This is a genomic window from Dolichospermum flos-aquae CCAP 1403/13F (assembly GCF_012516395.1).
Classification (GTDB): Bacteria; Cyanobacteriota; Cyanobacteriia; order Cyanobacteriales; family Nostocaceae; genus Dolichospermum; species Dolichospermum lemmermannii.
This window is the reverse complement of record NZ_CP051206.1, coordinates 643692-657828: the sequence shown is the minus strand read 5'-3', so window position 1 is coordinate 657828 and position 14137 is coordinate 643692. Positions and strand designations below refer to the sequence as shown.

Sequence of the window (14137 nt, the reverse complement as noted above, 5' to 3'; positions counted from 1 at the left end):
TTGTTTCGCGCAAAGACGCAAAGGAGCAAAGACGCAAAGGAAGAAAGGAAGAAAGGAGAAAATTTCTCCCTTCATTTTTGATTATGCGTCAACTATCTGGTTTTCTTGTCTGAGATAAGCCTGAATGAACATATCAAGTTCTCCATTCATGACATCGGTAATGGCTGTGGTTTCGATGTTTGTCCGCAGGTCTTTCACCATTTGGTAAGGGTGAAATACATAGTTACGGATTTGATTACCCCAGGAAGCTTCGACCATATCACCGCGAATTTCGGCAATTTCTTGGGCGCGTTGTTCTTTGGCAATGATTAACAGTTTGGCTTTGAGACGGGCGAGTGCTTTTTCTTTGTTTTGTAGTTGGGAACGTTCTTCTGTACACCGGACTGCTAGACCGGTGGGGAGGTGAACTATGCGGACTGCGGTTTCTACTTTGTTGACGTTTTGCCCACCTTTACCGCCAGAACGGGTGGTGCTAATGTCTAAATCTTTCTCTGGTATGTCTAATTTGACGGTGTTATCTATTTGCGGCATAACTTCGATGCCGGCAAAGCTGGTTTGCCGTTTGCCGTTAGCGTTGAAGGGGGAAATTCTCACGAGACGGTGAGTCCCCATTTCGGAACGCAAGTAACCATAAGCATAGCGTCCGGTGATTTCTAGGGTGACTGATTTGATTCCCGCTTCTTCACCTTTTGATTCTTCGGCTAGGGTGACTTTATAACCATGATCTTCTGCCCACCGGGTATACATCCGCATGAGCATAAATGCCCAGTCTTGTGCGTCTGTGCCACCAGCACCGGCGTTAATTGTCAGGACTGCGCCTTTATCGTCGTAAGTGCCGGAAAGGAGTTGTTGTAGTTCCCATTGGTCTAGGTCATGATTGAGTTTGCTAATGGTAGATTCCGCTTCTTGCAATAGTGCTGTGTCGGTTTCTAGTTCTAATAGCTCAACTACTACTCTGGTATCGTCTAAGTTGGCGTGCCATTTGTAATATTGATCTAAATGGGATTTTAGATCATTGAGTTCTTGCAGGGTGTTTTGTGCCTGGGTTTGGTCTTCCCAAAATTCTGTTTGGGCGGATATTTGTTCTAAGTCGTGAATTTTGGCTTTGAGTGCGGGTACGTCAAAGATAGTCCTGGGTTTTACCCAGGCGGCTAGACAATGTTTCGATTTCGCGTTTTAGTTCTAATACGTCCATAAGTGGTGTTGCTGATTAATTAAGATAATTTTTTCAGGCTTCGCCCCGCTTCGCTAACACGCAGAGGCGCAGAGGGGCAAAGAGAAGGAGTTTTCGGAATGGAATCATTTTATCCGAAATCAGGGATCAGAAGTTGATGGGGAATTTTGGGGTGTTTTGGGCTTTTTTCCGGGCTTCTATGGCTTGTTGGTAGTCTGGTTTATATTCTATGGCTTTGTCGTAGGAGGCGATCGCTTGTTGGTATTGTTGCAAATTTAACCAAGCGTTACCTTTACTGTACCAACTTTCATAATGATTGGGCTTATAACGGGTGGCTTTATTATAGGAGGCGATCGCTTCTTGATATTTTTGTAAGTTATATTGTGTATTCCCTAAATTATACCATACTAAATAATCATTGCTTTTTAAACTAATAGCTTTTTTATAAGATTCTATTGCTTCTCCATAGCGTTTAACTTGATGTAATGCCCAACCTCGATTATACCAAGCTTGATATTGTTGAGGATTGGTTTTAATTACTTGGGTAAAGGAATCAATTGCTTCTGGGTATCTACGTAATGTCATTAATATATTACTTCTTGATAACCAAGCTGCGGAGTTATTTTGATTATACTGCACGGCTTGATCATAAGCTTGTAAAGCAAATTCATAACGATTTAAATTAACCAAGCAATTACCTAAATTGTACCAAGCTGATTCATGATCAGGTTTTAATTCTACAGTTTTTTTGTAAGCTGTAATTGCTTCTTCATATTGTTTAAGATTTTGGAATGCTAATCCTTTTTTGTACCATAATTCAGGATTATCAGCTTGGAAATTAATTGCTTGTTCATAAGCCTTAATTGCATCATTGTATTGGCTGATTTTTATGAAGATATCACCTTTAAGTTGCCAAATTTGGGGGTCATCATTTTTTAGTTGTAAAGCTTTATCTACAGTGGCAATTGCTTCTGAATAACGTTTGAGTCTGACTAAAACAAAACCTCGATTAGTCCAAGCTTCTAAATAATTGGGTTGAATTTGAATGGCTTGATCATAAGCTATTAAAGATTCTTGATATTTCTTTAATTGAAATAATGCTTTACCTTGTCCATATAAAGCTTGAGGATAATCAGGTTTGATATCTACGGCTTTTTCGTAAGTTGCTAAGGCTTCTTGATAGCGTTGTAATTGAATGAGAGTATTACCCTGATTATATAATTCTATAGCGTTTTTATTATTCAGGCGATTGAGCATAAATATTGCGCCGAAACTACTAATACCCAATCCAAATATTCCTAATAGCAATTTCCAAAATATCCCTTTTGTCTTTTGGGGATTTTTTACTTGATTTGGTAAAGTAGCAGGAGAAATAATTATTGTTCCCGATGTATTTTTATTTAATTCTTGTAAAGCTTGTAATGCTATTGTTGCTGAAGCATAACGTTGGCGAAAATCATAACAGATCATTTGATTTAAAAATTGGGCAAATTCTGGAGAGACAGTGGCGAAATTTTGCCAAATAATTTCATTAGTTTCGACATCTTTCTCTAATTGATCTGGTGATAATCCTGTTAAAGCTTGAATAGCAATAATTCCCAAAGCATAGATATCACTGCTAAATTTTGGTGTTCCTTGTGCTTGTTCTCCAGGAGTATAACCGGGTGTACCAATAGCAACAGTAGATTTGGTAATGTCTGGAGAATTTACTAATTTTGTCGTAATTTGTTTGACTGCACCAAAATCAATTAAAATTAATTTATTATCTTGTTCTCGTCTGAGAATATTCCGAGGATTGACATCACGATGAATTACCTTTTGTTGATGGACAAAGTCCAAAATCTCTAAAATTTCTTGTAATAAAGACATTACCTGATTTTGAGTAAAGATGACACCAGATTTTAATTCTTGACTGAGATCATTACCAATAATTAGTTCCTGAACCAGATAAAATTCGGCATTTTCTTCAAAGTAGGCTAAAAGTTGCGGAATGCGATCATGATTTCCTAATTTATATAAAACTTGGGCTTCTGTGTCAAATAACCTCCGAGCTATTTCTAAAGTGGTAATATCAGTAGATTGAGGTTTGAGTTTCTTGACTACACACTGGGGTGAGCCTGGTAATTGAGTATCATTAGCAACATAAGTTTCACCAAATCCGCCACCTCCCAGGTAATTGGTGATTTGGTATCTGCCTACAAGGGTGTTTCCTAGCATTTCCTGAGCCTATTTGAATATTGTGTTACATTATGATAATCTTGCCACACAAAAATGAGGAGATGGGAAAAAATATTAATTAGTAGTTAAAAATTAGTAATTCAAATGTTAAAATTAAGATGATTCCTATAGATGATAATATTCGCAGTTGGCAAAAGCCTATTATTAATTATTGGTTGATTGGGATTAATGTAGTCATATTTCTCTGGGAAATAAAATTAGAGTGGAGTAATGAATTAGGAAATCTAATTAATAATTGGGGAATTATTCCATCTCAAATAAATATCTCGATTGCTAACGCTTTTTTTTACAATTCTGCGGCTTGGGTAATTGTATTTTGGCGGCTACTTTCTTTACCTGTATCCCTGTTTCTCCATGGCAGTTTTAGCCAAATCTTAGGAAATATGCTGTTTCTGTGGGTATTTGGAAAAACGGTGGAAAGTATTTTAGGACATAAACAATATTTACTACTTTATTTAACTGCTGGCTTTTTTTCTGGTATAGTCCAAATTATTTTATCCTCCGATTTAACAATACCAATTATCGGTGCTAATGGAGCTATTGCATCTATTTTAGGTGCATATCTGATCAAGTTTCCCCAGGCAAAAATATATTCGGTTTTGACTTTATTGGTTTTGTATATCCCTGTGGAAGTTCCAGCTATTTTATATTTATTTTGGTGGTTTATCCAGCAGTCATTTTATGGCATAGGGAGTTTAAATATGACGGGTGGTAGTTCCTTCTCTAGTGTGAGTTATTGGGGACAATTTGCGGCTTTAGTGACGGGTGCGGCTTTTATGAAAATTAGACAAAGACTTTAGGTTATTGTGATTTTTATGTGAAGTTGCACAGAATCATCAAATCCATCAATTCATCCGAATTTATCTGCGTTTATTTGCGTTCATCTGCGTTTAATAATTCTTGATATCTTATTCCATATCTTAATTTGGTATAAGGAAGTAAAATGGGGTAGTTCATATTGGAATTTTAAATTAACTTCAATGTCTGTAGTTTCTAGCATTACTGTTAAAGTTCCCGCGACGACGGCGAATTTGGGACCAGGGTTTGATTGTATAGGTGCAGCTTTAAAGCTGTATAATGAATTTAAGTTTACTATTGTTGATGCAGGTGAGTTAATTATTCAAGTTTCTGGTTTAGAAGCAGCAAAGGTACAAACTGATGAGACTAATCTTTTGTATCAGGCGTTTATAAATTTATATAAACATATAGAAAAAACACCACCAGTGGTGAAAATAGAAATTAATTTGGGTGTACCTTTAGCGCGAGGTTTGGGTAGTTCTGCGACTGCTATTGTCGGGGGGTTAATTGCTGCCAATGAGTTGGCTGGTTCACCGTTGTCTGAGTTACAGATGATGGAATTAGCGATCGCAATGGAAGGACATCCTGATAATGTAGTACCAGCGTTGTTAGGTGGTTGTCGTCTGGCTGCTACCAGCAAAAAAGGTTGGGAAGTTTGTGATATTCTCTGGCATCGAGATATAGTTCCAGTTGTAGCAATTCCTGATTTTGAGTTATCAACCTCAGAAGCGCGAAAGGTTGTCCCCACAGAAGTCAGTCGTGCTGATGCAATTTTCAATATTTCTCATTTGGGTTTATTGTTGCGCGGTTTAGCAACTAATCGAGAAGAATGGTTAATAGCCGCCTTGCAAGATAAATTACATCAACCCTATCGCCAAGCTTTAATTCCTGGTTATGATACTGTGAATGCGGCTGCTGTGGCTGCTGGTGCTTATGGCATGGTAATTAGTGGTGCAGGCCCCACACTTTTGGCTTTAGTGGATATAAGTTATGCCAAATCCGTAGAAACAGCAATGGCAAATGCCTGGACTGCAATGGGTATGAACTCAATTGTGCGATCGCTTCCCCTGGATCGGCAAGGGGCGGTTATTTTGTAATAGATAATTACAAATGCAGCAACACCAAACATCTATAGCAATCCTATTTGAGTTGAGAACGTATCGGTGATAACGTAGTGTGACTTAAGTCATGGGAAGGGAACAGAAGTGTTCCCCTACTTTAAACATTTCATTTTGTTGATTAACATTAAATTATCGAGTCCGATGCACCTTACAATATATATTGATTGTATGTGTAATTTGTAAATAACAAAAGGTAAAGTTATGACAGTTATTACTAATTTGCAGCAGATCTATGAAACAGATGACCATTTATGGTTATTAGAAACTATTAAATTATTAAAACAAAGTCGTTTTGATGAGTTAGATTTAGAAAATTTAATTGAGGAGTTGGAATCATTGGCAAAAAGAGATAAGCATCAAGTTAAAAGCCTACTAGAACAAGTAATTAGACATCTTTTATTATTGCAGTTTTGGACACAAGAATATGACAGAAATAAAAATCATTGGCGTTCAGAAATTAGAAGTTTTCGAGTACAGTTAAAAGATAGATTAACATCTAATTTGTATAATTATTTGAATTCTATTTTTACAACTATTTATGAGGACGCTTTGGGTTATGTTCAAGAAAAAACAGGTTTTACTGTAAATTTTCCCGCAGAATGTCCTTATTCTTTGGAGGAAGTTCTTGATATTCATTATTTACCTAATTGATTAAGTCATTGTTTGTGTGATGTCTATGGAGTGTGAAGCGATTGTCACACACAACTAATTGACAAGTAATTAATGTATAAAATATCATTAGAGCGGATAAAACCGTGATATTATTAGATGCAATAGTGCCAGCACTTCGTAAGAATCGCTTATCGCTTAATTCAACTGTTTAGCTTTTTCGAGTAAATCTTATGTATACAAGTAAATATGGAAAAACAATAAAACTTTTCTTGATGGATTCAGATCCAGATGGAAGAATAGCCTGTGAACTATCTAATTGGACAGGAAAAGCTTACAGAATTCCTAGAGGCAAAGTAAAAGATTGCTCTGACAGAGAAGACCTTAGAAGCACTACAGTTTACTTATTGTTTGGAAAACCTGAGACATTGACTGATAAGGCTAAAGTATACATTGGTGAGGCTGAAAATGCTTATTCTAGACTTGTTGACCATGTATCAAAAAAAGAATTTTGGAATGAAGCAGTCGTATTTATTAGTAAGGATGATAACCTTAATAAAGCACATATAAAATACCTGGAGTCCAGATTGTTTGAAATGGCGAATATGGCATCTAGATATGATGTACAAAACAGCAATACTCCAACAAAAAGTTCTATTTCTGAATCTGACAAAGCAGAAATGGAAGAGTTTATTGAGTATATCAAAATTCTCATAAATACGATGGGCTTTAAAGTTTTTGATCCTCTTATAAAGCAAGAGCCAGTCAATAACAATGATGATGAGAACCTATACATAAATGCAGCTAGTGGTGCTAACGCAAAAGGTAAAAGAACATCAGATGGATTTGTTGTTTTTCGTAACTCTGAGATTGCGACTGAAACGGTAGAGTCTTATCGTGAAAGAGGACTTGACAAACTAAGGAATGAACTTATCAAGAATGAAATTATTGTTCAAGTAGATGACAAACTTGTTTTTAAATCCGATTGGTTGTTTAGTAGCCCATCAGCAGCAGCAAATGTAATAATGGGGCGTAGTGCAAACGGATTGAAGGAATGGAAAGATTCTTCCGGCAAAAAGTTACATGAAATTGAGAAGCAAGAAATATCAAAAGCTAACAAACAAATTCAGCCAACAACTTAATGCGATCGCGTAGCACTGCTGCAAGCAGAGTGCTGTTCTTGCCGTGACTATTTTGATTGTCAAGCGATCGCCCAGAAGAAGTAACAGCTTTTTCACTTACCCCCAATCATCATATATATATGGATATGGAAAAAATCCAGTCAGAAATAGCAGCACTGAAATCTCAAATTCAAGCACTCCAACAAGAACGCGCTGCACTGACTAATCATCATGTAGAATCGGGCGAAAACGACTCACCCCTAGCCATAGTTGAAGCTTACCGTCGTCAAGCCAGAGAAAACGTCCAACTGTCCGCCGAACTTAAAGGCATAGACGATGCCTTATATTACCTAGAAAAGCAAATACAACAAAGGAAAACTCATCTCAATCGGTATTTGCCCATGTCTATCCGCATCTCCCAACAACAAGAACAGCTAGAAGAAGCCAAAAAAATTGCTCAAATTCATGCCGAACGAGTTAACGAACTAGCATTAGAACTAGCTAAAGAAATTAAACTGCTAAAAACCTGCGCTGATGAACTTAGTCCCATGTATTGGCAAGTTTACTATAAACCTTTCATCACAGGCTTTAAGACAATTTCTGTCCCTTTCGTCAGATCAGATGGGGAAGTGTGGATGATTGTCAACCGTATTGTCTAAGAAACAGAGATAACTTTGATAAAAATTTAATTTATCCTCAAGCTGTTCATTATAACTAAAGACAGCGATATTAGTCGCTGTTTTTTTGTTGACGTTACAAAAATTTACATTTAGAATGGACTCGCGGCATAATTGAGTAAGTATTTATGACTATCTGTCCTCCAAATTGGAAATCTTCATAAGAAATCGTTTACAGACGTAACGATTCCTTAATATAATGTAAACAAAAGCAAAACCAAAAACATATTGTCAACAGTGGTCAGTAACCCAGCCCTAAAGGGACTGGGCTTGCAAGATTAATCAAGCAAGCCGTACTGACCAGACCACCCTGAGCGAAGTCGAAGGGTAGCCGTTATTTGAGTCACGACACCTCGGAATGCGTTGCTAGTTCCCCGCTCTGTCATTTGCAATTAAACAGTTCTAAGGTCACTGGAACAGTGTTGCAAGTCTAAAAAGCTCTGATAACAGGTCGAAGCTAACATTACCCCAGAGATGGGAGGCTCTTTAGGGCAAAACATTATGCGTACAGAGTTGGGAAACTCGAATCGGTAATTGTCCCGTTGAAAGTACATTACAAAAGTACCCCGAATTTCCCAACTCCAAGGCGGTAATGAAAAAATATGCACAGCGGTTAAAACCGCACGAGTCATTTTCCTCTCAGCACTAAAGTGACTGAGTTTCCCACTTACCACAAGGTCTTATGAATGCCATAGAAATTCCTTGGTTATCAGCCATAATCTTCCTGCCTTTAGTGGCAGCGCTCGCAATTCCCATCATTCCCGATAAAGAGGGTAAAACCGTCCGCTGGTACGGCTTGGGAGTGGCACTATTAGACTTTGCATTCATGACTTTTGCCCTGTGGCAGAGTTACGACTTTCAAAGTTCAGCCCTGCAAATGACAGAAAGCTATCCTTGGATACCCCAACTTGGCTTGAACTGGTCGCTAGGCATTGATGGTTTATCAATGCCCCTGATACTTCTAACGGGCTTCATTAACACACTCGCAGTATTCGCGGCTTGGAAAGTAACCACCAAGCCGCGTTTATTTTATGCGTTGATGTTGATCATGTACAGCGCTCAGTTAGGTGTATTCCTCTCCCAGGACTTGTTAATGTTCTTCTTGATGTGGGAAGTAGAGTTAGTACCCGTTTACTTACTAATTGCCATCTGGGGAGGCGCAAACCGCCATTACGCAGCTACTAAATTTATTATCTATACCGCCGCAGCCTCTATATTTATACTGGTAGCTGGTTTTGCAATGGCTTTCTATGGTGATAACTTCACCTTCAACATGACCGAATTGGGAATGAAAGAATATCCCAAAGCTTTAGAACTAGCACTATATGCAGGTTTCTTAATCGCTTACGGTGTCAAACTACCAATTTTCCCGTTACATACATGGTTGCCTGATGCTCATGGTGAAGCATCTGCACCCGGTTCAATGATTTTAGCCGGTGTCTTGTTAAAGATGGGTGGTTATGCCCTAATTCGCTTCAACGTAGAGATGTTAACTGATGCTCATGTTACCTTTGCGCCAGTTTTAGCGATTTTAGGTGTAGTTAATATTGTTTACGGCGCTTGTTGTGCCTTTGCTCAAACCAATCTCAAACGCCGTTTGGCCTACTCTTCAATTGCCCACATGGGGTTTGTGTTAATTGGCATTGCATCTTATACAGAAATCGGGATTAGCGGTGCTGTATTACAAATGGTTTCTCACGGTTTAATTGCTGCTAGTTTATTCTTCCTTTCTGGTGTAACTTACGAACGTACCCACACCTTAGTAATGGATAAAATGGGCGGTATAGCTAAAGTAATGCCCAGAACTTTCGCTCTCTTTACTATAGGTTCAATGGCTTCTCTGGCTTTACCCGGTATGAGTGGTTTTGTCGGTGAATTGATGGTGTTCTTAGGTTTTGCTACTAGCGATGTTTACAGTTCCAGCTTCAAAATTGTAGTCATCTTTCTATCAGCAGTTGGCGTGATTTTGACACCCATTTATTTGCTTTCCATGTTGCGTCAAGTTTTCTACGGTAATCAACATCAAGACTTACATTTAGATGCTGTAGTTCTTGATATTAAGCCTCGTGAATTGTTTATCACCGCTTGCTTGTTAATTCCCATCATTGGTATTGGTTTTTATCCTAAGATGATCACACAAGCTTATGATGTGAAAACATTGGAAGTTGCGGCTCATGCTCGTCAAGTCTTACCAATTATCGCTCGTCAACAACCGACAAATTTGTATTCGCAAATTTTCACCGCACCAACATTAGCTAATTCTGAAATAGTGAATATAGTTGAGTAATTATCAAGCCCAAAAAGACGCTGTAGTAAATCTTAAATTAAAAGGGGATAAGATCCCCGGCCTCTTCAAGAAGTCGGGGATCTCTTTTAGGTATTACTAATATAAACCTTGATTCCATGCAATAATAAACCTAATCCCCATCCTAATATGGGATAAATTGCCCAAAAATATCCAGGACTTACCACCAGATTTAACAGCACCAAAAAACCATTAATTGCCAGAAAAGCAAATAGGTGTGATTTGAAACCTTTCCGTTGTTGACTATTAGACATTTGCTCTTGTTTCACTTCTATATTATTTTTTAACCATTCTTGTTCCGCAGCTTGTAGCGACTCTGAAGAAACACCTAATTCTGAGGCTATTTCTATAATTTGTTCTCTTGTATATTCTCCCTGTTGCTTTCGTCTAAAAGCTACTTCAAGAATCTGCTGCATTTCCTCTGAGTTGTAAGTCATTATCAATACCTAAAATGGTAAAAAATACTTTTGAGAGTTACTTTTGAAACGGTAGCTACACAATCATTAAAAATATATGTGCCTACGAATTGCGTAGAAACACATTTTATATCTGAAAAATAATTGATGTCGTAATTAACAGCACAAATATAGATGAAATTAAAATTAAAAAATAAATCATTCCTTAGATAGTGTTTTTTCTTCTATTTCTGAGAAAAAATGAAGTTTGTAATACTACAATTATAATTTTATTTATACTTTTAACAAGTATAAAATATTCAAAAATTGAAAATCTGATCAGAAGTAAATGTATTTATGAATTTATTTATACAAAAGTACACTCCTAAACTATTCCACTTCATCATTGATATCTGAATACTTCTCCACTATCACTAATTCGGTATTATCTTCTGCATAATTACCCCATTTATCTAACACGTCTTTAACCAATATTTCTTGCACCCAAATTCTGAAAACAACCGTTAAAGGAAGTGCTAAAAATAATCCTAAAAATCCAAAAAATGTCACAAAAAATAACTGAGAAATTAAAGTAACTGCTGGTAGTAAAGATACTTGATGTGCCATGACTACAGGTGTGATAAAATTGCTCTCAGCCTGTTGAATAAAAAAGTAGAGAACAAAAACAGCAACAGCTTTCCAGGGATTATCCAAAAGAGCGATCGCCATTGCTGGGACTACACTCATAGTCGGACCCAAATTAGGAATTAAATTCATAAATCCCGCTAACACCCCCAAAGCCAAAGCAGCCTTCACCCCTAAAATTGATAAACCCACCAAACTCATCAACCCAACTACAAAAACTCCAATAGAAGCACCAGTCACCCATCCCTCTAAAGAAACTTCGCACTGTTCTAAAATTCCCATCACCCGTCGCCGATAAAAAGAAGGAAATATGCGAACAAATACTTTTTGATAAGCATCAGGATTAACTAAAAACATTCCTGTTAAAACCAGGACTAATAAAATTTTGAGAACAACTTCTAATGAACCAGAAACAAAAGCAAAAGAATTACCTAATAAGCGATTAAATAGCGGTTGTGCCTGTGCAATTAAACTATTAAGATCCGGTATATAGGGTAATAATTGTTCAGGAATATGAGTTCTTTGGACATCAATCCAACTATTAAACCGCCCAAATCCTTGGGGAACTCGATAAGTGAGTTCATGAAATTGCTGGATAAAAGGGGGGACAATTAACCAGAAAAAACAGACAACACCCGCAAAGAAAATCCCTACAGCTAATAAAACTGATAATCCTCGTTTTATTCCTAAACTTTGAAAGCGTCGCGCGAGACGATTTAAAGTCGTCGCTAAAACAACCGCCGCAAATATTAGCAGCAAAACGTCCCTAAGTTGCCACAATATGTATAAAGATATAACTAAAGCAATTAAGCCTATCCATTGACCAAGATTCACAAGCAAGACTCCCAGCTTGGTAAAATGCTTTTTGATGACAATGCAGTTAGATTAGCTGATTTTAGCAACACTGACTATATTTTTTCTGTTAATTTTGCTTTTGTCTTGGTATTCGCCACAGTAGAACAGTTACCATAATTATAGTTGGTAACAAAACCATAATTAACACATTTGTCACCGTTGCTGGAATCCCTAAAAACGGAGCAGCATATTTAATTAATATCGATAGCAAAGTCGAAAATAATAGCAGCTTCAGCAAAAATCCCAATTGATTTTCCATAACAGTGCGGGGAACACATAATTTTATAGGGTATATACCAAATAATAACTGAGAATAATAAATCTTTATCTCGTTCCTAGTAGTTTGTCAAGATAAAAATGATGGACTGTAGTGTGAGCGTCTCGCTCACGCGGGCAAGATTTTTATGGCATTAATTTCCTTTTTTGTTAAAGGTGAATTTAGCTGTTGAAAAAAAGGTGTAATCATAGAAGCATCTCTAGCACGAATTTCTATAAGAGGATGTTTTAAAAGTCATTCAACCTAAGAGGATGTTTGAAAAGTGGTATTCCGTAATTTTCATCACATTGCTACCCCCCTTTCCCCTTGTAAAGGGGGGAAACAATAAAAATCCAGTTCCCTCCCCTTTACAAGGGGAGGGTTAGGGTGGGGTAAAAAATATTTGATACATCAACCATAACTTTTCAAACACCCTCTAAGATGGCATTCCCAGTCAGAGACTGAGAACGAGAGTTTTCTGGCTTTGCGTCTACAGAAGCATCTGCAACAGGTAAATTAAAAGCATCTCCCGGACGAATTTCGACAAAGCCATCTCGTTCCCATGCTCTGCGTGGGAATGTAGTTAAGAGGCTCTGCCTCTATTATACCTGGAGGTAGAACCTCTAAGATGGCATTCCCAGTCAGAGACTGGGAACGAGAGTTTTCTGGCTTTGCGTCTTTGCTCCTTTGTATCTTTGCGCGAAACCTCAGCTAGATTAGATACAAGAATTACTCTTAACAACATCCCCCACCATCGTAATACCATGTAGAATTAGTAATAATGATTTCTTCAGGATTTGAATTTGCTAAATTTCCCGCTGTTTTATCACAAACCGCCGCAGGAATTCCTCTTTGTAAAATATGCCCATTCTTATCATCAAAAAATGCTTCCTTACCTGCATAAATCGCTGTTTTACCAGTAAAAATACAAGCTCCGTCTGCGGGAATATCTACCTTAAAAGCCACAGAATCCAGACTTTCTAAAAGGAGATTTTCTTTTAATTGATAATTGTGTTTATCTAACAACCGATAAGGACGACGAGCGCGAATTTCAATTTGTCCAAAACCCGCATTAATAATTAAGTTAGTATATTCTGGATATGTAATAGCACCAGATAAACATAAAGCGCGTAAATGTTCATTTTGTTGTAAATGAGCAGGAATTGGACTTGTTGCAATCGGGTCACTCATCTGCAAGCGTCCACCTGATTTTAATACCCGATATGCTTCTTTTAAAGCGCAAGTTAAATCTGCTGGTTCAAAAATATTAAACAGGCAATTTTGCGCGACTACATCTACAGAAGCATCCGCAACAGGTAAATTAAAAGCATCCCCCGGACGAATTTCGACAAAGCTAGGATCAAACCAAGGGTTTTCTGTTGCAGCAATTTGTAAATTACGCATTGCAGCTTCTCGCATAGCTTCCACCGGTTCAACAGCAATCACCGCACTAGGACGACGAGAAAAATAAGCAAATTGCAAAGCTTCCAACCCACCACCGACACCAATATATAAAACTGTTGGTTCATTATTAAGTTCGTTGTGATGAACCGTAGTTCCACAACCATAGTTCATTTCCTGCATAGCTAGAGGAATTTTTAGCCCTGGTAATTGTAAAGGTGTACTTTGAACACAACAAAGACCTATTTCTGGTGTTTGGGCAACTTGGCTGTAAAATTGGGCTGCGGTTTCTAAATAGGTCATAATCTCAAATTAGGGTTTATGGCTTGACTTTTGTTGTCAGAAAGAGTATTATACATAACTAATAGAAGGGGAGTAGCTGCTGGCAGTAAATCAAAGTTTTCTGTTCAGTATATCTAAGTCAACATACTGGTGATGAGCCTGGTTTAGATAGCGAATAAATAAAGTATTTGAAAGCGAGACCTTCACTGACTACACATTTAACTATGTGGAGTTCAGTGAGGTTTTATTGCTCTCATTGA

General features: G+C 37.6%; 11 protein-coding genes. 6 read left to right on the top strand and 5 right to left on the bottom strand.

Annotated features, from left to right (window positions below):
• Window positions 1-81 precede the first annotated feature (81 nt).
• Together prfB and HGD76_RS03445 are read right to left on the bottom strand one after the other, a co-directional pair.
• Window positions 82-1195, bottom strand: a protein-coding gene (prfB, locus tag HGD76_RS03450) for a peptide chain release factor 2 (RefSeq protein ID WP_168694975.1) whose coding sequence is annotated in 2 segments (ribosomal slippage) — window positions 82-1122 and window positions 1124-1195 — 1113 coding nt in all. Because the reading frame shifts where the segments join, the coding sequence is not laid out codon by codon here.
• 126 nt (window positions 1196-1321) lie between these two features.
• Window positions 1322-3391, bottom strand: coding sequence for a serine/threonine-protein kinase (locus HGD76_RS03445; protein ID WP_168651133.1), 2070 nt, complete (start codon window positions 3389-3391; stop codon window positions 1322-1324).
• 119 nt (window positions 3392-3510) lie between these two features.
• Here HGD76_RS03445 and HGD76_RS03440 point away from each other — a divergent pair, with 119 nt between their 5' ends.
• The 6 genes from HGD76_RS03440 to HGD76_RS03415 all read left to right on the top strand — a co-directional run bounded on the left by HGD76_RS03440 (window position 3511) and on the right by HGD76_RS03415 (window position 10025).
• On the top strand, window positions 3511-4212 hold the full coding sequence (locus tag HGD76_RS03440) for a rhomboid family intramembrane serine protease (RefSeq protein ID WP_015079084.1): 702 nt from the start codon (window positions 3511-3513) through the stop codon (window positions 4210-4212).
• Window positions 4213-4392: 180 nt separating this feature from the next.
• Window positions 4393-5307 (top strand): homoserine kinase, encoded by a 915-nt coding sequence (thrB, locus tag HGD76_RS03435; RefSeq protein WP_168694974.1) that lies wholly within the window; start codon window positions 4393-4395, stop codon window positions 5305-5307.
• 225 nt (window positions 5308-5532) lie between these two features.
• Window positions 5533-5982 (top strand): DUF29 domain-containing protein, encoded by a 450-nt coding sequence (locus HGD76_RS03430; RefSeq protein WP_053538169.1) that lies wholly within the window; start codon window positions 5533-5535, stop codon window positions 5980-5982.
• 191 nt (window positions 5983-6173) lie between these two features.
• Complete coding sequence (locus HGD76_RS03425) at window positions 6174-7082, top strand: GIY-YIG nuclease family protein (RefSeq protein WP_148764635.1); 909 nt, start codon at window positions 6174-6176, stop codon at window positions 7080-7082.
• A gap of 125 nt (window positions 7083-7207) precedes the next feature.
• On the top strand, window positions 7208-7720 hold the full coding sequence (locus HGD76_RS03420; RefSeq protein WP_168697351.1) for a hypothetical protein: 513 nt from the start codon (window positions 7208-7210) through the stop codon (window positions 7718-7720).
• Between the two features lie 700 nt (window positions 7721-8420).
• Complete coding sequence (locus HGD76_RS03415; protein ID WP_168694973.1) at window positions 8421-10025, top strand: NAD(P)H-quinone oxidoreductase subunit 4; 1605 nt, start codon at window positions 8421-8423, stop codon at window positions 10023-10025.
• An 86-nt stretch (window positions 10026-10111) separates the two neighbouring features.
• Here the strand turns inward: HGD76_RS03415 and HGD76_RS03410 are convergent, their stop codons facing one another.
• From HGD76_RS03410 to arsM, 3 genes are all read right to left on the bottom strand, one after another.
• Window positions 10112-10480, bottom strand: a complete 369-nt coding sequence (locus tag HGD76_RS03410; RefSeq protein ID WP_015079078.1) for a 2TM domain-containing protein — start codon at window positions 10478-10480, stop codon at window positions 10112-10114.
• Between the two features lie 348 nt (window positions 10481-10828).
• The gene (locus HGD76_RS03405) at window positions 10829-11917 is read right to left on the bottom strand and encodes an AI-2E family transporter (protein WP_168694972.1); all 1089 of its coding nucleotides are present in this window, start codon (window positions 11915-11917) and stop codon (window positions 10829-10831) included.
• A gap of 1012 nt (window positions 11918-12929) precedes the next feature.
• Window positions 12930-13898, bottom strand: coding sequence for an arsenosugar biosynthesis arsenite methyltransferase ArsM (gene arsM, locus HGD76_RS03400; RefSeq protein WP_168694971.1), 969 nt, complete (start codon window positions 13896-13898; stop codon window positions 12930-12932).
• Window positions 13899-14137: the final 239 nt, after the last annotated feature.